Raw genomic sequence first — 19,636 nt, 5'->3', positions numbered from 1 at the left:
TGTATCGTCTCTGTGGGAGTCGTTGCGTGCAGGCGTGCAACTTTCGCGAGGCCGGCGCGGTTTAGCCGAAGCTCATTTGGACGATAACGAATCTGTTCCACGAGGAACGGTTCACCCGAGGGGTGCGACACAATGCGTGACTGTTTGAACCACCGTGCAGGCTTTGACCGTGTCTTGATGACGGTCGCGGCGACCTTCCTCACGGTGTCGGCCAGCTCGGCGCTGGCGCAGGATCAGGCGCGCAGCAGCGCTGCCGAGCTCGCGATCGAAGCCGCGATCCCGCGTCCCGAGCCTGCAAACGTCCCGCCCCCGACCGCAGCCGATATCAAGCTCGACACCACGGCCACCGTTCAGGACAACGCCAAGGAACCAGCCAAGGAGCCGGTGAAGGCTGAAGCCGCTCCCGCGCCGGCCGCGGAGAAGGTCGAGACCAAGCCCGCAGACGTCGCCACCACGCCTGTCCCCGAGGCGCCGAAGAGCGAGGCGGCAAAAACAGAACCTGCGCAGAGCGAGCCTGCGAAGAGCGAAGCCGCCAAGACTGAGCCCGCAAAGGCCGATACCGCAACGGCAACGCCAGCCGCTCCTGCGGCGCCGGCTGCCGCAGCGGCTCCGGCCCCCGAGCCAGTGAAGGCGGCCAGCAACGTGCCCGCCGCCGACCAGCCGGTCGCCGACAAGCTCAAGGACCTCATCGGCGCCAAGGCCTCGCGGCATTTCGACCGCAAGAACGAGCGCGCGGCGATCGAGAAGTTCTACGGCGCGCGCGACTTCGCGCCGGTCTGGACCCAAGCCGGCAGCCTGACCGCTGCGGCCAAGGGCGTGATCGCGCGGCTGAAGGACGCGGCCTCCGACGGCCTCAATCCGGCCGACTATCCGGTGCCGGATTTCGCTGCCGCGACGACGCCCGATGCGCTCGCCGACGCCGAGCTCAGGCTCACCGCCAGCATGTTCGACTATGCGCGCCAGGCGCAGAGCGGCCGCATGCACTGGTCGCAGGTCAGCGCCGACATCCTCTATCCCGAGCACCCGGTCGACCCGAGCGAGGTGCTGACGAAGGTCACGACCGCGACGGATGCGTCCGCGGCGCTCGACAGCTACAACCCGCCGCAGAAGCTCTACAAGGAGCTGAAGGCCAAGCTCGCGGAGCTGCGGGGTCAGGGCAACGGCCCGGTGATCGAGATCGCCGACGGTCCCGCGCTGAAATACACCCCGGCCGGCAAGAAGCAGGCCGAGATCGTCGTGGATGATCCGCGCGTGCCGCAGCTGCGCGCCAAGCTCGGCATCGCCGAGAACGCCAGCGACACCCGCTATGACGCCACCGTCGCCGAAGCCGTGCGCAAATTCCAGAACGGCGCCGAGATGAAGCCGACCGGCATCCTCGACGACAAGACGGTCAAGGCGCTCAACACCCCGAAGCGCGACAAGCAGATCGACGTGGTGCTGGTGAACATGGAGCGCTGGCGCTGGCTGCCGCGCGACCTCGGCGTGCCCGCGCTGGGCGATGCCTATGTCATCCTCAACATCCCCGACTACACGCTAAAGGTGATGCAGCACGGCCAGCAGGTCTGGACCACCCGTGTCGTCACCGGCAAGCCGGGCCAGCACGCGACTCCGCTGCTGACCGAAACGATGAAGTACATCACGGTCAACCCGACCTGGAACGTGCCGCCGTCGATCGTCTACAACGAATATCTGCCGGCGCTGCAGCAGGACCCGACCGTGCTCCAGCGCATGGGCCTCAAGCTCGAGCAGAATCGCGACGGCTCGGTGCATATCTCGCAGCCGCCTGGTGAGGCCAATGCGCTCGGTCGCATCCGCTTCAACTTCCCGAACAAGTTCCTGGTCTATCAGCACGACACGCCGGACAAGAACCTGTTCGCCAAGGAAGACCGCGCCTTCAGCCATGGCTGCATGCGCGTGCAATATCCGGATCAGTACGCCTCGGTGCTGCTCAACATCGCCATGCCGAACGAGAAGTACACGCCCGAGCGCATCCGCAGCATGTACGGCAAGAGCGAGATCGACCTGAAATTCCCCACCCCGATCCCGGTCAACATCACCTATCAGACCGCGTTCGTGGACGAGGCCGGCAAGCTGCAAATCCGCAAGGACGTCTATGGCCGCGACGCGACCATGCTCAACATCCTGAGGAACGGCCGCGGCAAGGACCTCGAGAACGTCGTCGCCCATTCCCAGCCGAGCTATTCGCGCCCGGCAACGACGCTGCCCTCGGGCGTGGCGATCGCCAACAATGGCGGCGGCTTCGGCTCGTCGGGTCCGAACTTCTTCGAGCGCCTGTTCGGAGCGCCGACCCCGCCGCCGGCTCCGGTCGGCCGCCGGCCGCAGCGGGTGTTTACCCGCTGAGGCCCGCAAGGCGCCTCATTTCCTGAAATTCTGCAATGAAATCAGCGACCCTGTCCCAAAGACGGGGTCGTTTAACGTTAACCATTCTGCGACCTGCCCTCGGGCACCGGGCGTTTTTTTGCCACAGTCAACCGTTTAGGTTTGTATTCTGACTTGGTTTGGGGGCGGGAAGGTCAACGTCGAATTAACCTTCTCGCTTTAAGAAAGCGTTCATCCTCTTTCGCGCGCTAACGGGGTTGGCGGGAGAGTCCATTTTGAACGCTCGTCGACTGGGTGGGCTCATACGTGCTGACTGGTCTCGCACGCCAATTCGTTGTGCTGTCGTTATCCCATGCGGGAGTGAAGGCCGGATCCCGGATCGGCCTCGCTGCCGTGCTGCTGCTTGCCGCCGCAGGCTCGGTCCATAACGCCACCGCGCTGAACGAGACCAAGACGCTTTCGTTCCACCACACCCATTCCGGCGAAGATCTGACCGTCACCTTCAAGCGCGACGGCCGCTACGACGAAGCGGCGCTGAAGACGCTCAACCATTTCCTGCGCGACTGGCGCACCCAGGACGAGACGGTCATGGACCGTCACCTCTTCGACATCCTCTGGGAAGTCTATCGCGACGTCGACGGCAAGCAGCCGATCCAGATCATCTCCTCCTACCGCTCCCCCGCCACTAACGCCATGCTCCGCCGCCGCTCCTCCGGCGTGGCGCGCTTCAGCCAGCACATGCTGGGGCATGCGATGGACTTCTACATCCCCGGCGTGCCGCTGGAGCAGATCCGCTTCGCCGGCCTGCGCCTGCAGCGCGGCGGCGTCGGCTTCTATCCGACCTCCGGCTCGCCCTTCGTGCATCTGGACACTGGCAGCATCCGGCACTGGCCGCGCATGACGCATGACCAGCTCGCCCGCGTCTTCCCCGACGGAAAGACGGTGCATCTGCCGACCGACGGTGTGCCGCTGAAGGGCTATGAGTTCGCCAAGGCCGAGATCGAGCGCCGCGGCAGCGGCGATGATGCCGGCAGCAAGCCGAACTTCTTTGCCGCGCTGTTCAAGAGCAAATCGGCGCCTGCCGCCACGAGCAGCGACGAGGACGACGAGGGTGCACCCCCGGCCGCCAAGCCCGTGGGGCCGACCGTGGTCGCCGCCGCAGCCAAGCCTTCTGACGCAAAGCCCGCCGATCCGGTGCCGACGCCGCGCGCCAAGCCGCAGGTCGCAGCCGCCCTGCAGCTCGCTTCGGCCGATGCGCAGCTGGTTGCGCCGCCCAAGCCGAAGCCCGCGCCGGTGGCTGAGAAGCCCGCGGCCGGCAAATCTGCCGACGCCAAGCCCGAGACCCCGGCCGATATCATCAATGCCCGCGGCTTCTGGGATGACGTCCCGGCTGCGCCGCAGCAGGCGACGCCGGCGCAAGTCGCGGCGCTGAAGGCCCGCCAGGCGCTTGCGGCCGCGACCGAGCCGCAGGCAACCGCGAGCGTCTCCAACGCAACGCTTCAGGCCCTGGCCTACGCGCCGGCGGCCTCCCCGGTCGACCGCGCCAACGTCGTTGCCGCCTCGGCGCCGGTCCCGCGCTCCACCCGTCCCGCCTCGCGCAACGCCGCGCCCGCCACCGAAATCAACAGCGTGGTCGGCAAGAGCATCGATGGCCTGGTCGCCACCGCGACTCGGCTCTCCGCGGCCAAGGGCGAGAGCATCTGGCTCAAGATCGTGATGCTGTCGCCGAGCGCCAGCCGCGCGATGTCGGTGACGCTGATGGGCGAGCTCGATATGGCCGCGATGCGCAGCTATTTCGTCAAGCCGCAGACCGTGATCGTGATGGGCTTTGTCGACGATCCGATGCAGGGCCTGTCCTTCGACAGCTTTACGGGCAGCGCCACGGCGAAGCTCGAGACGACGTCGTTCGTCGTGCGCACGGCCGCGCTGCGCTGAGGCGCGACTATTTCCAAGAGCTCGGTTTCGTAGCCCGGATGGAACGACTTCTATCGCGCCTTCTTCCGCCGCCGATCCAGATGATAGGTCAGCGCCAGCGACAGGCAGACCGATAGCTCCTGCTTCGGCAGCTTGCCGGCGACCGGCAACAGCAGCGCCCGGCTCTGCCGATATTCGAACTGATCCGGAAAGCGCTCGCGGAACGTGTCGACCAGCGTCGTCTTGCAGTTGAACAGGACGGCCGCGTGCTCGGAATCCTTGAGGCGGCCAAGCCGGATCGTCGAGCCGCTGCCGCTCTCATCGGTCAGGTAAGCGGGCTCGCCCCACTTCAGCGTTTCGGTGAGGCGGCCGACGTCGTCATGCGCTGCGGCCGTCGCGAAGATCAGTTCGCGCACTTGCAGCAGCCGCTTGCCGATCGGCGCCGGAAGGGCGCCGAGGGCACGGTTCACCTCGCGCGGCAGCGGCGGCGCAGGCACGGCGGTCTCCGTTCACAGACGAAGTGCAACACGCGCAATTTGTAGCCCGGAGGGAGCCGAGCGCAATCCCGGCTCCCTCCAGGGTGCTCGAGGCGCTAACGCCTCAGAGCATGCCCAGCGCCTGCATGTAGGTCTCGAGAATCGTCTCGGCCTCAGCGCGCTCGTTCGGGTCCTGCTTGCGCAGGCGCACGATGGTGCGCAGTGCCTTGACGTCGTAGCCGTTCCCCTTGCTCTCGGCATAGACGTCGCGGATGTCGTCGGAGATCGCCTTCTTCTCTTCCTCCAGCCGCTCGATGCGCTCGATGATGGATTTGAGCTGATCCTTGGCAAATTTCGTCGCGGGCTCGTCGTCGCGAACGGCGGCGGAGGTGGCCATCTTGGTACTCCCAATGGAACTGGCAAAACGAAGTGACGCCGGCATCCACCGCGCGTGCTGGCAAAACCCTTAGGGTTCGCACCCCCTGCGTTCAAGCAAGCATCGCGTTCGTCCACAGCGCGCCCACAGGAGATGACGTCGAGATTCCGGGTTCGATGCTTTGCATCGCCCCGGAATGACGGAACGAAATTACTCAGTGCCCGTGCGGATGGACCTTCTTCATCGCCTCGATCTGCTCGGGCGTGGCCGTGCCCTGGTACTTCGACTTCCAGGTCTCGTAGGGCATGCCGTAGACGGCCTCTCGGCTCTCGTCCTTGCTTAAGCTCACGCCTTGGGCGTCGGCGGCGTCCTTGAGCCAGTTGGACAGGCAGTTGCGGCAGAAGCCGGCCAGATTCATCAGGTCGATGTTCTGGACGTCGGTCCGCTCACGCAGATGATCGACCAAGCGGCGGAAAGCGGCCGCCTCGAGCTCCGTTCTGGTTTTGTCGTCGATTGCCATGGCTGGATCCCTGAATTGGCTCTGACCCCTGATCGGGTCACCCTTACGGGATCAGTTGGGTCCTGTCACAGATTTTGCCATATCGCGGCTCACACGAGCCCCGCGGCCTGACGGGCGGTTCCCCCTCCCCCGGCCCTACGCCAAATCGTCAATCATCTGGTATACGTTCCGCGACAATGATCGCCGAATCTTCCCGCTCCTCCCTCCGCCTGCTCGCCCGGTTGGTCCCGGTGCTGGCGGTTGCGCTGCTGTGTCTTTCGGCAAGCCCGGCCGCCGCCGATTTCCGCCTCTGCAACAACACCTCGAGCCGGGTCGGCATTGCGCTCGGCTACAAGGACGCCGAGGGCTGGACCACCGAGGGCTGGTGGAACATCTCCTCCCGCTCCTGCGAGACCCTGCTGCGGGGCACGCTGGTCGCCCGCTACTATTACATCTACGCCATCGACTATGACCGCGGCGGCGAATGGTCGGGCCGGGCCTTCATGTGCTCGCGGGACAAGGAATTCACCATCCGCGGCACCGAGGATTGCCTCGCGCGCGGCTATGACCGGACCGGCTATTTCGAGGTCGATACCGGCGAGCAGCGGGCCTGGACCGTGCAGCTCACCGACGCCAACGAGCAGCCGTCACAGCAGCGCGTGCCCGGCCTGCCGGGCCCGGTCGGCCCGGGCGGGGTGCCGGGTTTGCCCAATAGTCCGCCCGGTGGTACGCCCCCCGCCGCGCCTGGCCTCCCGCCAGCTCCCTCGCCCCCATCTGGAAATAAGCCATGAGGCGTCTTCGCCGTATCAAGATTCTCGCGACCCTCGGACCTGCCTCGTCGGACCTCGCGATGATCCGCCGCCTGTTCGAGGCTGGCGCCGACATCTTCCGCATCAACATGAGCCACACCCCGCATGACAAGATGCGCGAGCTGGTGGCGACGATCCGCAACGTCGAGAGCAGCTATGGCCGGCCGATCGGCATCCTGGTCGACCTCCAGGGCCCCAAGCTCCGGCTCGGCGCGTTCGCCGAAGGCGCGGTGCAACTCCAGAACGGCCAGACCTTCACGCTCGATTCCGACAAGACGCCGGGCGATGCAACGCGCGTCAACCTCCCCCACCCCGAGATCCTGGCGGCACTGCGGCCCGGCCATGCGCTGCTGCTCGACGACGGCAAGGTGCGGCTGATCGCGGAGGAGACCTCGAAGGAGCACGCGGTGACGCGCGTCGTGGTCGGCGGCAAGATGTCCGACCGCAAGGGCGTCAGCCTGCCCGACACCGACCTGCCGGTCTCGGCGATGACGTCGAAGGACAAGGCCGACCTCGAAGCCGCTTTGGTCACCGGCGTCGACTGGATCGCGCTGTCCTTCGTGCAGCGCGCCGACGACGTGATCGAGGCCAAGAAGATGATCCGCGGCCGTGCCGCGGTCATGGCCAAGATCGAGAAGCCGCAGGCGATCGACCGCCTCGCCGACATCATCGAGGCCTCCGACGCGCTGATGGTGGCGCGCGGTGACCTCGGCGTCGAATTGCCGCTCGAGCGCGTGCCGAGCCTGCAGAAGCAGATGACACGGATGGCGCGCCGCGCCGGCAAGCCGGTGGTGATCGCGACCCAGATGCTGGAATCGATGATCCAGTCGCCGGTGCCGACCCGCGCCGAAGTCTCCGACGTCGCCACCGCCGTCTATGAGGGCGCCGACGCCATCATGCTGTCGGCCGAATCGGCCGCCGGCAAATTCCCGGTCGAGGCGGTCTCGACCATGAACCGCATCGGCGAGGAGGTCGAGCGCGACCCGACCTATCGCTCCGTGGTCGCCGCCCAGCGCCCCTCCCCCGAATCCACCGCCGGCGATGCCATTGCCGATGCCGCGCGGCAGATCGCCGAGACGCTCGACCTGCCCGCCCTGATCTGCTGGACCAGCTCAGGCTCGACCGCGGTGCGCGTGGCGCGCGAGCGGCCGAAGCCGCCGATCGTGGCGATCACGCCCAACATCACCGCCGGCCGACGGCTGGCGGTCGTCTGGGGCGTGCATTGCGTGGTGGCGGAGGACGCACGCGACCAGGACGACATGGTCAGCCGTGCAGGCCAGATCGCATTCCGCGACGGCTTCGTCCGCGCCGGCCAGCGCGTCATCATCGTTGCCGGCGTGCCGCTCGGCATCCCCGGCACCACCAACATGGTGCGCATCGCCTCGGTCGGCCCCGAGGGGGACGCGAATATCTAGCTCCGCAAAGGCGACCAAAACAAAAACGTCGAAAACAACCCCATGCACAGTAGCCGGCTTTGGTCGGCTATTTTGCTGCGGTTTTGCGAAAAGCCGCACGCAGGCAATGACCTGAGCGCGATCAGGTCCGAGCCCCGATCGCATGAGGATATTTAGGCCCCGACCAGCGCCTTGGTCGTCGGCAGCAGCGTCTGCTGCACCACCAGACCCCGGGCGCGGGCGTCCATGACGCCGACCGCGCGCAGCGCCAGCAGCGTCACGGTCTGCACCGCATCGCGCATCTTCACGGGATCTTCGAGATTGTCGGGCGCGAGCGGCCCGACCAGGGCCTCATGCAGCGCGCCGAGCAGGGCGGTTGCGGCGAGCGCGGTATCCTGCGCCGGCAGATGGCCTGCGCGCACTGCAGCATCGATCCGGGCGGCAATCTCGCCCGCGATCTCACGCCGGCTGGCCAGACGTGACGCGCTGACATCGACATCGACCGGCTCGGCCAGGATGCCCCAGGCCAGGCGGCGCTGTGACAGGGTGTGGACCGCCACGGTGGTGACGGCGGCAGCCAGCGCCGAGGACGGACCCGGCGCCGCGTCGGCGGCCCGGCGAATCGCCGCAAGCTCGTCCCGCGATACCTCGCCGATCAGTTCGGAGATCAGCTCGGCCTTGGAGGGGAAGTAGCGGTAGACCGTCCCGGCCGCGACATTGGCCCGGACCGCGACCGGCGCGATCTGCACCGCCGCCATGCCGCCTTCCGCCGCCGCCTCGCGCGCTGCCGCCAGTATCGCACTGCGCCGGGCCGCCAGGCGCTTAACCACTTGATGCGTCCGCCGATAAACCATGGCGCGCTTCCTGTCCCACACGCCGGCCGCACGCCCTGCGACCGAACGCTTCGTCACTGCAAAGATGCAAATCGCCCCGCAAGGACTGAACAACTATTCAGAGTGGATGACAAGATGCAAATGCGTGGAGCGTCACGCGGGACGGACGGAGGCGCCATGCAGCTCCGCACTGCACACCAGCAAGTCGTAAACGCATCCTTGCATCGCGCCGACGCGGCTAACCAATCCAGTTTACCGCAACTTAAAAGCGACCGTGCTGAAATGCCGACGCGTCCGTGAGTGGCCGTTCAGCCCGAGAGTCAAATGTCGATTTCGATGACAAGCAGCGTTCCCGCCCGCGGCGTTGCGCGATGGCTCATGCCGCTCTGCATCGGCACCATTGTCTACGTGTTCTTTCTGGGCATGGGCGACATCATGCTGCGCGACCCCGATACGCCGTGGCAGATCGCGGTCGGGCAGTGGATCCTCGAACACCGCGCGCTGCCCTACAATGACATTTATTCGTTCACCCGGGCCGGCGAAGCCTGGATCTCGAGTTCCTGGCTGTCGCAAATCCTGTTCGCGCTTGCTTACGAGCCCTCGAACTGGTCGGGCGCAGTTATCCTGACCTCGCTTGCGATCGGTGCGACTGCGGCGATTTTCGTCTACCTGCTCGAGCCCTATCTGGCACCCGCGCGCGCCTTTCTGCTCCTCATCCCGCTCCTCGCGATGGCACTAGGCCACTTTCTTGCGCGGCCACACATGCTGGCCTTGCCTGTCATGCTGGCCTTTGTCGGCGGGCTGCTGGCAGCCGCCGATCGGCGTGCCGCACCCGCCTGGCTGTTGCTGCCTTTGATGGCATTGTGGGCCAATCTTCACGGCGGCTTCGTCATGGGACTGGTGCTGATCGGCCCCATTGGCCTCGATGCGATCGCAGCCGCCGATCGCAAGGACCGATTTGCACTGGCAGCGCGCTGGGCCTTGTTCGGACTGGCCGCGCTTGCCGCGAGTTGCTGCACACCGTATGGCTGGGAGACGCTGCTCGGAGCCACGAAGATCCTCAGCCTTGGCAAGCTGCTCACGGTGATCCCAGAGTGGATGCCGGCCGACTTCAGCTCGTTCAATCTGTTTGGAGCCGCCCTGCTCGGTTTGATCGCCCTCGGCTATTGCAGCGGATTGGTGCTGCCGTGGACCCGTATTCTCCTGCTGCTCGGCCTGACCTGGGCCGCACTCTCCCACGTCAGAAACATCGAGGTCTTTGCGCTGTTGACTCCGCTCGTGGTTGCGAAGCCGATCGCCGAACAATTGGGATTGACGAGAGCTGCCGCGCAAGAAGCGCGGTACTCTCTCGCAATGACGGCAATGGCGGCGCTCGCGATCGTCGCCGCCGGCTGGAGCATCACACGCTCCTACGCCACACCCGACCGGTATGCCTTTCTCCGCAATCTGACTCCGGCGGCTGCAGTCGACCTGCTTGAACAGCGGCACGCGCGACGGATCTTCAGCACCGCTCCGATCGGCGGCTATCTGATCACCCGCAACATCAAGACCTTCATTGATGGCCGCGCCGAGCTGTATGGAGAGCAGTTTGTGCTCGATTACTACGATGCCATCGAAGGCAAGAACGTCGAGACCCTGGTGCGTCTGCTCGAGACCTACCGGATTGACGCGACGCTGCTGAACACCACCACTCCCGCCGCGCAAATCATGGACCATTTGTCGGGCTGGAAGCGGATCTATACAGATGATGTCGCCGTGGTTCACGTCCGCGACGATGTAGCGGCGCAGCTTCCTTCCGGGGCGCGGTGAATCGAGACATCGCCGCGAGCTCTCGCGTCCCCTTGGACATGCCTACCAAGGAAAGCTTGCCTGCCGCCATCCTTCGAGACGCCGCCTGCGGCGAGCCCCCAGGATGAGGTCACGTTGTGCAAAGATATCAGGGCCTCGTGAGCAACCCGCGAAGGCGGGCATCGCCGGGCGAACCATGCAGGCCGACTGCCTCGGCTGACTCTGCCGCACAAAAGGAAAGAGCCCCGTCGGCGACGGGGCTCTCAAATTCTCAAATCGACCAAACTTACTTCAGGCTGGACGAGATCGAGCCGAACTTGGTGTTCAGCGTGCTGCCGAGATTGTTGATGACGGTGATGATCGCCAGCGCGATGCCAGCGGCGATCAGGCCGTATTCAATCGCGGTGGCGCCGGATTCGTCCTTCACGAAACGCGAAACGAGGTTCTTCATAGACTGCTCCAAAGAGTACACGAGGCTACAACTGATCTGGTCTTCCCGGCTTCCCAGCGCCGCCCGACCATGGAACCAAACGTAGAGGCAAAGACTTGCGTCGCAGTTAACTTGGCTGCGTAAACACGGAGCGGTTTGCGCGTATTGGCCGATGGTAAAGGGGAATTGAAAACAATCGGTTAAATTGCCGGCATTTGCGGCGAAGGCCGCCTCACGGATTTACCCCAAGTTATGACCGGCCATGGTCCAATGCCGCCCGCTCCAACAAGAACAAGCAGGACGACGAGGCGGCATGTCCCTTTCCTTCGCCAACAGCATCGCGGTGCAGAGCCGCGCGCGCGCCCTGGTGCCGCTGTGCGCCGGTGCCGGCGCCTATCTGTTCTTCCTCTATGTTGGCGACACGCTGCTTCAGGACTCCGACTCGTTCTGGCAGATCAAGATCGGGCAATGGATCCTCGATCACGGCGCTGTGCCGTACACCGATCTCTATTCCTTCACGCGGACCGGTGCGCCGTGGATCTCGACGTCGTGGCTGTCGCAGGTCCTGTTCGCCTTCTCCTATGCGCAATGGGACTGGGCCGGACCGGTGATGCTGACCGCGATCGGGATGGCGCTCACGGTCGCCGTGTTCGTCTACCTGCTCGATGCGCAGATCGCCGCGCCGCGCGCGGTCCTGTTCGCGATGCTGGCGCTGATGCTGTCGATCCATCACGTGCTGGCGCGGCCGCATATCCTGGCGCTGCCGGTCATGGTGGCGTGGGTCGGCCTGTTGATGTCGGCGGCCGACCGCAGGAGCGCACCGTCCTGGACCTGGCTGCCGCTGATGGCGCTGTGGGCCAATCTGCATGGCGGCTTCGTGCTGGGCCTCGCGCTGATCGGCCCGATCTCGCTCGAAGCGGTCGAGCATGCCGAGAAAGGAAAACGGCTTTCGCTGTTCATGCACTGGGTGCTGTTCGGCATCGCCGCGCTGATCGCAAGCTGCTGCACGCCCTATGGCTGGCGCACGCTGATGGGCGCGACCAACATCCTCAGCCTCGGCGAGCTGCTGACGCTGATCTTCGAATGGATGCCGGCGAACTTTGCTACTTTCACCGCGTTCGAGGGCGCCCTGCTCGGCCTGATCGCGCTCGGCTATTACCGCGGCATCGTGCTCTCGGCGCCCCGGATCTTCCTGATCCTGTTCCTGACCTGGAGCGCGCTGACCCATGTCAGGAGCATCGAGGCATTCGCCTTCCTGGTGCCGCTGGTGCTGGCAAAGCCGCTCGGCGAGATGTTCTCGCGCCCGCCCGCCGATGCCGCCGGCGCCGACCGCGGGCCAGCCCGTTATGTCACCGCAGCAGGCGCGCTGATGATAGTGGCCGCGAGCTGGACCACGACCGCGCTCTACATGAGCCACCACCGCTTCACCTTCACGATGACGCAGACGCCGGTCGCGGCGGCCGACCTGCTCGAGAAGCTTGGGGCCAAGCGCGTCTTCAACGCCTATCAGTTCGGCGGCTACCTGATCTCGCGCGACATCCCCGTCTATGTCGACGGGCGCGCCGAGCTCTATGGCGAGAAATTCGTCATGGACTTCTTCAAGGCAACCGAAGGCAAGAAGCCCGCGCTGCTGCCGCGCCTGCTCGACGAGGCCAAGATCGACGCGACGATCCTGGTCGCCGATGCGCCGGGCCCGGAGATCCTCGACCAGCTCAAGGGCTGGAAGCGGGTCTATCACGACGACATCGCTGTGGTCCATGTGCGGGAGAAGGCAGACGGGGCTGCGGCGGAGCTGCCGAAATGAAGACGGGGCTTTAGGACGCGAACGCGCAAAAGCGTGGTGTCAGCTTCCGGGTGAGCAGCAGACTCTCGCTGGCAAGCCGACCGTCTCCGTTTGCCCCCACATTGGCCCCTTCGGCGCGGGAAACGCGTCAGATCGCTAGCAAGATTTGGGAGGGAGCAGCAACTGCGCGCAGCATCAGATCGCTTGGCCATCCGCAGCAGTCGTGTGTAAGGCAGAGCTCTAACTGCCTGTCGATGACAGCCGACGCAACGCCACCATCGCGCACAAGAGAATGGGCACGCCCAGGAACGCGCCAACCGGTCCCCACATCCAGGTCCAGCAAGCGATGGAGAGGAAAACGAGGAATGGATTGATCGTGAGCCGATGACCGATGAGGGTCGGCGTGATGACTTGCCCCTCCAGTACTGTGATGCCGAGATAGGCGATCGGCGCGATGACTGCATGACTGAGCGCGGAAAACGCAATGAGACCGACAACGAACAGCGTCGCGATGATGGTCGCGGGACCCAGATAGGGTATGAAGTTCAGTACCGCCGCAAGCATGCCCCACAGGAACGGATGTGGCAGCCCCACAAGCCAGGTCAGCACCGTGGCGGCAATCCCGAGACAGATGTTCACGACAGTCAACGTGCCGAAATAGATCGACGTGTTGACCTGAATATCCTTGAGAATGTCCGTTGCTGTTTGGCGCGCACTGTGATTCTGGAACAGCAGTAGCATCCCACTCTGAATATCGCGCTGGTAAATCAGGTGGAAGACCAGCGCGACGACAAAGATCAGGGCTTGACTGACCAGAGGCGTCAGGACGGAGAGGATGGCAGTTACAATATTGGGAGAGGACAGGTTGACGGCGCTCGCGCTCTGGTCCTCGCCGGTCACTTGCGAGAGCGCGTTGCCGATCTCCTCGAAGAACGCGAGCGGATTTCCCAAGGTCTGCAGGCGTTCCTTGAGGAGCACACCAAGTTCACTCGTCCGCCCGACCCAGTAGGTCAGCGGAACGGTCAGGACCCCGACTATCACCACCATGCTCGCGATCAGGAGGAACACCAGGACAGTCGATGTGAGCGGACGCGACAAACCTCGTCGCTCGAGGCCGTCGACCACAGGCAGCAGCACCATGGCAATCACCCACGCCAACAGCACCGGCACAACTACGCTCGCCATGCTGTAGGCGATGCCGGCCAGAGCGAGGACGAACAGCCCGACGACCGAAATCCGTACCGCCCAGTTCCAGCTCTCCACCGAATCGAGCATCGGCGTCCGTGGCTCCGGGCCTCCCACGCGAAGAACGTAGTGCAGGTGGCGTGCGGTTTCGGCAGTTCTACCGGGCTGCATGCTCATGCTCTCTCCCCGGATTCTGGCGCATCGCGGTGTGTCGTCGGTGATTGCCGCACGACCCATCCAGCAGCGGGTACCGAGCAGAAAGTCTCGCGATTCCGCTTCTCCATTGATCTAGATCAAGCGACCAAGAATAGACTTTGATGCCCCCTACCAAAACCGGAGCTGCGGCTACTCCCGGCACATCGCTGCGGCCGGGACAAGCCCGGCCATGACGCTGTGGAAGCTTCAGTGCCCCAAGCTGTTGGGCCATATGCGGTAGCCCTCCCCGCAAGGGGGAGGAAAAGCACCTTCGCCGCGAGTCCTGTTACCTGCAGGGATGGCGGTTGCCGTCGAAACCGAGATAGGTGCCCGTCGCCGGATCGAACGAGCGGAAGCGCGCGGCGCACGAACGCGACATAGCGCCGTCAGCGCGCGCCAGGACGTTGCCCACGCCTGCCGCGCCGTCCGGCAATTCGAGGCCGCGCCGGCCCGCCGGCGTCAGCGTGCCGTTCAGGTTGCGATTGGGGTTCTCCGCTTCGTACGTATCCGGATGACTGCTCGCAAAACCGGATTGCGCATAGGCGGTGGTTGCAGTCAGGGCCGACAGCACAGCCACGGCAGCGAGGATTTTCAGTCCAGTCATCGTCGATCTCCATCATTGACCGGTGCAGCGTGCGGCCGGCGCGATGGGAAGTGGATCGAGATGATGTGTAGGACAAGCTCGCCGGGCTCCAGATTCGCCACCGGGCGTGATCTGACCGTTCAAACACAGAAAGAGTCGTTTGCTTATGCAACGCGGCAAGCTCCGCGTTGCGCGCCAACGCGGAATCAATTCCCCGTCTGCAGTTCGCCAAAACGCTCCCAGCTCTTGCCGTTGAAGCGCATGAACTGCATCTGGTCGACCGGGACGTGATCGATCGGGCTGGTGTTGACCTTGATGCCGGGCAGCAACATCGGCAGTTCGAGATCACGAATCGCATAGGCCTGCTTCAGGATGTTCTCGGTCGAGAGGTCGTCGCCGCAGGCCTTCAGCACCGCCTCCAGCGCCATCGCGCTGTTGTAGGAATTGACGTAGTTGGTGTCGTGCTGATCGGCCTCGGGCACATACTTCGTCATGAACTCGCGCCAGCCCTTGACGCCGGGATCATCCTTCCAGGCGGGATCGTCGGGGTCCTTGACGTAGGCGGTGGAGAGAATGCCGGTGCCGGCCTCCAGCCCTGCGGGCTCCATCACCGTCGAGACCCATACCGCGACGTTGGAGAGGAACGTCATCGGACGCCAGCCGATCTCGAAGGATTTTCTGATGGCTTGCGCGGCGAATTTCGGCGTCGCCGCGATCACGAACACGTCCGCGCCTGAGGCCTTCAGCTTGACGATCTGCGAGTCGATGGTCGGATCCTGGATCTCGTAGGTGGCATTGGTGACGACGGAATCGTATTTCTCGCCGAGCACGTCCTTGAGGCCAGCGAGATAATCGCGGCCGTAATCGTCGTTCTGCGAGATCACGGCGAATTTTGCGTTGGGATTCTTCGCCAGCGCATAGCGCGCATAGAGCCGTGCCTCGTAGCGGAACGGCGCCTGCACACCCATCGTCGCCTGCGGATATTGCGCGATATCGGCGAATTTCGAGGCGCCGGAGCCGATGAACAGCTGCGGTACGTTTTTGCTCTGCAGATACTTTGCGATCGCCGTGTTATGGGCGGTGCCGATCGAGGAGAAGATCAGCGCGACCTCGTCGCTCTCGACCAGCCTGCGGGTCTGCTCGACCGATTTCGGCGGCGCGTAGCTGTCGTCGAGCGAGATCAGGTTGACCTTGCGGCCGTTGATGCCGCCCTTCTCGTTCAGCATCTTGAAATAGCCGACCTCGCCCTTGCCGAGCGCGCCGAACGCCGACACCGGCCCGCTATAGGGCATGGTCTGGCCAATCCTGATCTCGGTTGCGGTGACGCCTCGCATCTCGGCAGCGATGGAAGCGGCAGGCAATGTTACAATTGAAACGGCGCCAAGCACGCCCAATGCCCTCGCAAAGCGCATCGGCTTCCCCTCCCCTTTGTTGGTGCGATTACGCCGCACCTTTATTTGAAGGGAGCATGCCATGACATTGCGGCGAACTCCAATCATTATCAGTGACGGCTATCGTAGGGTGGGCAAAGCGACTTGTCTCGCCGTAGCTCGAAGAGCGAAGGCAGACGCGTGCCCACCATCGCGCGCACGGCGTAGGAGTGGTGGGCACGGCGCGTGCGCGCCTTTGCCCACCCTACGGCCTTCATCCTGTGACCAGAAGCCGACGAGTCCGGGAGCAATGCAGTAGATGCGACATCATTCCGGCAGCCCAGCCTTGCGAAGCGCGTCCGTCAGATGTTTGCAATCGCTTGAAAGCCTATACAGCTCCTTTGGCACAAAGCGCGAAATTGAGAACTCAGGCATGAGACGAAGGACTTCAGCGGCATAATGATTGGATCGGCTCTTATTGCCGGTCAAAGCATAGCAAGCCGCCAAGTGCGCAGGCCCCCAAAACCTTGTACTCGGATAACGAGCGAAAGCCGCGATGGCATCATCATACTGATGTGTCATGAAGTACGCCCTGCCCACCGGTCCCCAATACCATTTCGGAGCAAAGAAGGGATCGATAACCTTCGCTTCTTTGAAGTACTCCAGGCACTTTACGGGATCTCCGAGGCGGAGATACAGGTCGCCTAGATTCGCTCGGACCGTAGGGTTGTTTGGGTTCAGCGCGAGCGCCCGTGCATAATGGTACTCAGCAAGGTCGTACGAACGGCGATGCATGAGTACCCAACCCAAGGCTGCCAAACACACTTCCTGGCCATCATCGAGCTCGACGGCTCTCTTGGCCGACGCTAACGCTTGGTTCAACGCTGTATCGGATGAACCACTCAAGTCCAAATACCATTCGCGACAGAACGCAAACGCGAGCAACGCATGAGGTTTTGCGTACTCTGGATCGAGTTCTATGGCGCGCTTGAGCAGGCGCCGCGCTTCAGCCTCATTAGCAGCGTCGTACACTGGCAAGGCATCGCCGCGCAGCACACACTCATATGCGGCCAGGCTAGTTGGTGGCTTGCGTTTTGCACGATCAGCACGGTCGGCTTGCAACCGTCCTACGAGGGTACCAACGATTGTCCGAACGACCCGATCCTGGACGTCGAACAGCTCTTCCAGGGGCCGATCAAATCGATCCGCCCAGATATGGTGCCCGGATGACGCGTCAATGAGCTGGGCGGTGATGCGAATGCGATCTCCAAGCCGCCGGACGCTACCTTCTAATACATATTGAATACCTAGTTCTCGGCCGACGCGACCGACATCGACGTTTGGCCCGCGAAATTGGAAGGAGGAATTGCGCGCCAGCACACGCAATTGTCGGAAACGCGACAGCTCGATAATAATGTCATCGCTGATACCGTCACCGAAATATTGCTGGTCTTCGCCACTGCTCATGTTGTCGAAAGGCAATACGGCGATCGAGGGCTTTTCGGTTACGGCGCGATCTACCGTCATCGCGATCGTTGGCGTGCCACTGACGCGGTAGGCATGCACAGGCTCGGCGATATTCTTCAGGGCATGAGCGCCGATATCGTCGAACCCAACCTTGACCTTGTTCCTGACATAGTCATAGGCGGTGTGAGAGACGACGATGCCGCCAGGCTCGGCGAGGGTTTCGAGGCGTACGGCGATGTTGACCCCGTCGCCAAAGATATCATCATCTCCGATGATAATATCACCGACGTGAATACCGATGCGAAATTCGATCCGCCTATCCTGCGGCACGTTGGCGGCCTGCTCAGCCATACAACGTTGGATTTCGTCGGCACATCGCACGGCGTCGACAGGGCTTGCAAACTCAACAAGGGCCCCGTCTCCAGTATTCTTGACGATACGTCCGTGATGCTCCGAGATTTTGGGGTCGACAAGCGTCCTTCCAAGAGCTTGAAGCTGCGCCAGTGTGCCTTCTTCGTCGCTCCCCATTAAGCGACAAGAGCCCACGACATCCGCCGCCAGAATAGCCGCCAGTCGCCGCTCAATGTGCTCGCTGCTCAAGATGCACCCCGGGGGCTCGGGGAAATTGAATACCTGGATTATAGCACGTGCGCCAATGTCTGGCCATGTGCACCGTCCGCCTCGGATCACAACCGGCCCCTAGCGACGCACGGCCGATCGTTGGCTTCTGGCCCACAAGGCGACATGTTCGAGCGAGTTAATGTGCCGCTCCTTGGCCGTAGCGGACGGGAACTGCACTCGCCGCGATGGGGGCACCGAACGATCCGCGCGAGCAAATCACGCTCACAAAGGACCGCAGGGGGCAAAGCGCAAGCGTGCCTACCTTGCGTCTTGCTACATCTGTAACATCTTAAGAGGTGACCCGCCCGTTCTGCCATGCGGTAATGCAATGGTCGAACAGGAATACACATCATGCTGCTTCGCAATCTCTTCGCCGCGCTTCTCGTCACGATCTCGCTCGGCGCGGCGCATGCGGCGCCGCGATGGCTGAACCTGCCGCCGACGCCGACCTTGCCGAAGGCGGCGCAGAGCGGCCTCGCGCCCGTCAACGGGGTGAAGATCTGGTACGCCATGTTCGGCCGCGGTGAGCCCGTCGTCCTGCTGCACGGCGGCCTCGCCAACGCCAGTTACTGGGGCCACCAGGTGCGCGCGCTGCAAGGCCGCTATCAGGTCATCGTCATGGACAGCCGCGGGCATGGGCGCAGCAGCCGCAACCAAGAGCCCTATGGCTACGACCTGATGGCCTCGGACGTGGTCGCCCTGCTCGACCACCTCAAGATCAAGAAGGCCGCGATCGTCGGCTGGAGCGACGGCGCCATCATCGGCCTCGACATCGCGATGAAGCATCCGGAGCGGGTGAGCAGACTGTTCGCCTTCGCGGCGAACTCCGATCCGTCAGGCGTTGCGGACATCGCCTCGAACGACGTCTTCAACGCCTACATCGCGCGGGCCGGCGAAGAGTACAAGCGCCTCTCGCCGACGCCGACGGAGTACAAGAGCTTCGTCGCGGAGATTACGAAAATGTGGGAGAGCCAGCCGAAATGGACGGCCTCGGACCTCGCGGCGATCAAGGTCCCGACCTGGATCGTCGACGGCGACCACGACGAGGCGATCAAGCGCGAGAACACCGAGTTCATGGCGGCGAACATTCCGGGCGCCGGCCTCTTGATCCAGCCGGAGGTCAGTCACTTCTCGTTCCTGCAGGATCCAGAGCAGTTCAGTGACGATGTGTTGCGGTTTCTCGGGCGCCGAGATGCCGCGCCGAAGTGAAATGTCGTAGGGTGGGCAAAGCGCAAGCGTGCCCACCACTTCCGTTGTGACTGCGAGAGATCGTGGGCACGGCGCTGCGCGCCTTTGCCCACCCTACGAGGCTGTTGTTGTTGCGAGCGCAACTGCATCAATGACGGAGTTCGTGGTGACGGCGCGGCACACTCCCGTGTCCCGGACGCGCTGCAGCGTGCAACGCTGCTGCGCAGAGCCGGGACCCAGAAAGCGACACGGCAGGATGCAGAGACAAGGGCCCCGGCTCTGCGGAGCGGCACTTCGCGCCGCACCGCATCCGGGGCACGAGACCTGAGTTTCGGGCGCAACTGCGTCAACACCGGCAATAAAAAAACGCGGCGTTGCCGCCGCG

At 63.9% G+C, this 19,636-nt stretch carries 16 protein-coding genes; 7 read left to right on the top strand and 9 right to left on the bottom strand.

Annotated elements, in window-relative coordinates:
- Nucleotides 1-132 precede the first annotated feature (132 nt).
- Nucleotides 133-2,361 carry a L,D-transpeptidase family protein gene (locus WN72_RS07005; RefSeq protein ID WP_092216854.1) on the top strand — a complete coding sequence of 743 codons (2,229 nt, stop codon included), beginning with the start codon at nt 133-135 and terminating at the stop codon, nt 2,359-2,361.
- Between the two features lie 273 nt (nt 2,362-2,634).
- Entirely contained in the window at nt 2,635-4,275 is a 1,641-nt protein-coding gene (locus tag WN72_RS07000) for a peptidoglycan L,D-endopeptidase MepK (RefSeq protein WP_092216855.1), read from the top strand.
- 50 nt (nt 4,276-4,325) lie between these two features.
- Here WN72_RS07000 and WN72_RS06995 read toward each other — a convergent pair whose 3' ends face one another.
- The 3 genes from WN72_RS06995 to WN72_RS06985 all read right to left on the bottom strand — a co-directional run bounded on the left by WN72_RS06995 (nt 4,326) and on the right by WN72_RS06985 (nt 5,626).
- The gene (locus WN72_RS06995) at nt 4,326-4,751 is read right to left on the bottom strand and encodes a DUF1801 domain-containing protein (protein WP_092216856.1); all 426 of its coding nucleotides are present in this window, start codon (nt 4,749-4,751) and stop codon (nt 4,326-4,328) included.
- 103 nt (nt 4,752-4,854) lie between these two features.
- Nucleotides 4,855-5,127, bottom strand: coding sequence for a DUF2312 domain-containing protein (locus WN72_RS06990; RefSeq protein ID WP_018641571.1), 273 nt, complete (start codon nt 5,125-5,127; stop codon nt 4,855-4,857).
- A 193-nt stretch (nt 5,128-5,320) separates the two neighbouring features.
- Nucleotides 5,321-5,626: a DUF1244 domain-containing protein gene (locus WN72_RS06985; RefSeq protein WP_027561043.1), complete on the bottom strand. Its 306-nt coding sequence runs from the start codon at nt 5,624-5,626 to the stop codon at nt 5,321-5,323.
- Between the two features lie 176 nt (nt 5,627-5,802).
- Between WN72_RS06985 and WN72_RS06980 the strand changes: the two genes are divergently transcribed.
- Nucleotides 5,803-6,396, top strand: coding sequence for a DUF1036 domain-containing protein (locus WN72_RS06980; protein WP_092216857.1), 594 nt, complete (start codon nt 5,803-5,805; stop codon nt 6,394-6,396).
- Nucleotides 6,393-7,829 carry a pyruvate kinase gene (pyk, locus tag WN72_RS06975; protein WP_027561045.1) on the top strand — a complete coding sequence of 479 codons (1,437 nt, stop codon included), beginning with the start codon at nt 6,393-6,395 and terminating at the stop codon, nt 7,827-7,829. Before WN72_RS06980 ends, pyk begins: the two co-directional genes overlap by 4 nt.
- Nucleotides 7,830-7,981: 152 nt before the next feature.
- On the opposite strand, the gene WN72_RS06970 is transcribed toward pyk, so the two are convergent.
- Nucleotides 7,982-8,662 carry a TetR/AcrR family transcriptional regulator gene (locus WN72_RS06970; RefSeq protein ID WP_092216880.1) on the bottom strand — a complete coding sequence of 227 codons (681 nt, stop codon included), beginning with the start codon at nt 8,660-8,662 and terminating at the stop codon, nt 7,982-7,984.
- A gap of 303 nt (nt 8,663-8,965) precedes the next feature.
- Here WN72_RS06970 and WN72_RS06965 point away from each other — a divergent pair, with 303 nt between their 5' ends.
- Entirely contained in the window at nt 8,966-10,450 is a 1,485-nt protein-coding gene (locus WN72_RS06965; protein WP_092216858.1) for a hypothetical protein, read from the top strand.
- Between the two features lie 265 nt (nt 10,451-10,715).
- Here the strand turns inward: WN72_RS06965 and WN72_RS06960 are convergent, their stop codons facing one another.
- On the bottom strand, nt 10,716-10,880 hold the full coding sequence (locus tag WN72_RS06960; RefSeq protein WP_027561048.1) for a Flp family type IVb pilin: 165 nt from the start codon (nt 10,878-10,880) through the stop codon (nt 10,716-10,718).
- Between the two features lie 292 nt (nt 10,881-11,172).
- Here WN72_RS06960 and WN72_RS06955 point away from each other — a divergent pair, with 292 nt between their 5' ends.
- A complete protein-coding gene (locus tag WN72_RS06955) occupies nt 11,173-12,663 on the top strand; it encodes a hypothetical protein (RefSeq protein ID WP_092216859.1) in 1,491 nt (496 codons plus the stop codon).
- Nucleotides 12,664-12,882: 219 nt separating this feature from the next.
- Here WN72_RS06955 and WN72_RS06950 read toward each other — a convergent pair whose 3' ends face one another.
- From WN72_RS06950 to WN72_RS06935, 4 genes are all read right to left on the bottom strand, one after another.
- Nucleotides 12,883-14,004, bottom strand: a complete 1,122-nt coding sequence (locus WN72_RS06950) for an AI-2E family transporter (RefSeq protein ID WP_167380882.1) — start codon at nt 14,002-14,004, stop codon at nt 12,883-12,885.
- 304 nt (nt 14,005-14,308) lie between these two features.
- Nucleotides 14,309-14,626 (bottom strand): BA14K family protein, encoded by a 318-nt coding sequence (locus tag WN72_RS06945; RefSeq protein ID WP_027561051.1) that lies wholly within the window; start codon nt 14,624-14,626, stop codon nt 14,309-14,311.
- Nucleotides 14,627-14,811: 185 nt separating this feature from the next.
- Entirely contained in the window at nt 14,812-16,017 is a 1,206-nt protein-coding gene (locus WN72_RS06940; protein ID WP_092216861.1) for an ABC transporter substrate-binding protein, read from the bottom strand.
- Nucleotides 16,018-16,302: 285 nt separating this feature from the next.
- Nucleotides 16,303-18,042 (bottom strand): adenylate/guanylate cyclase domain-containing protein, encoded by a 1,740-nt coding sequence (locus WN72_RS06935; RefSeq protein ID WP_092216862.1) that lies wholly within the window; start codon nt 18,040-18,042, stop codon nt 16,303-16,305.
- A 372-nt stretch (nt 18,043-18,414) separates the two neighbouring features.
- Here WN72_RS06935 and WN72_RS06930 point away from each other — a divergent pair, with 372 nt between their 5' ends.
- The gene (locus WN72_RS06930) at nt 18,415-19,272 is read left to right on the top strand and encodes an alpha/beta fold hydrolase (protein ID WP_092216863.1); all 858 of its coding nucleotides are present in this window, start codon (nt 18,415-18,417) and stop codon (nt 19,270-19,272) included.
- Nucleotides 19,273-19,636 lie beyond the last annotated feature (364 nt).

The sequence above is a fragment of the Bradyrhizobium arachidis genome, from assembly GCF_015291705.1.
Classification (GTDB): domain Bacteria; phylum Pseudomonadota; class Alphaproteobacteria; order Rhizobiales; family Xanthobacteraceae; genus Bradyrhizobium; species Bradyrhizobium arachidis.
Note: the sequence above shows the minus strand (reverse complement) of the source record. Positions and strands in the feature narration are given on the sequence as shown.

Bases quoted from the DNA above. Each gene is read 5' to 3' on its own strand.
- WN72_RS06960 (WP_027561048.1), bottom strand. From the start codon at position 10,880: ATGAAGAACCTCGTTTCGCGTTTCGTGAAGGACGAATCCGGCGCCACC.
- WN72_RS06990 (WP_018641571.1), bottom strand. From the start codon at position 5,127: ATGGCCACCTCCGCCGCCGTTCGCGACGACGAGCCCGCGACGAAATTT.
- WN72_RS06950 (WP_167380882.1), bottom strand. From the start codon at position 14,004: ATGAGCATGCAGCCCGGTAGAACTGCCGAAACCGCACGCCACCTGCAC.
- WN72_RS06965 (WP_092216858.1), top strand. From the start codon at position 8,966: ATGTCGATTTCGATGACAAGCAGCGTTCCCGCCCGCGGCGTTGCGCGA.
- WN72_RS06985 (WP_027561043.1), bottom strand. From the start codon at position 5,626: ATGGCAATCGACGACAAAACCAGAACGGAGCTCGAGGCGGCCGCTTTC.
- WN72_RS06955 (WP_092216859.1), top strand. From the start codon at position 11,173: ATGTCCCTTTCCTTCGCCAACAGCATCGCGGTGCAGAGCCGCGCGCGC.
- WN72_RS06980 (WP_092216857.1), top strand. From the start codon at position 5,803: ATGATCGCCGAATCTTCCCGCTCCTCCCTCCGCCTGCTCGCCCGGTTG.
- WN72_RS06930 (WP_092216863.1), top strand. From the start codon at position 18,415: ATGCTGCTTCGCAATCTCTTCGCCGCGCTTCTCGTCACGATCTCGCTC.
- WN72_RS07005 (WP_092216854.1), top strand. From the start codon at position 133: ATGCGTGACTGTTTGAACCACCGTGCAGGCTTTGACCGTGTCTTGATG.
- WN72_RS06970 (WP_092216880.1), bottom strand. From the start codon at position 8,662: ATGGTTTATCGGCGGACGCATCAAGTGGTTAAGCGCCTGGCGGCCCGG.
- pyk (WP_027561045.1), top strand. From the start codon at position 6,393: ATGAGGCGTCTTCGCCGTATCAAGATTCTCGCGACCCTCGGACCTGCC.
- WN72_RS06940 (WP_092216861.1), bottom strand. From the start codon at position 16,017: ATGCGCTTTGCGAGGGCATTGGGCGTGCTTGGCGCCGTTTCAATTGTA.
- WN72_RS06945 (WP_027561051.1), bottom strand. From the start codon at position 14,626: ATGACTGGACTGAAAATCCTCGCTGCCGTGGCTGTGCTGTCGGCCCTG.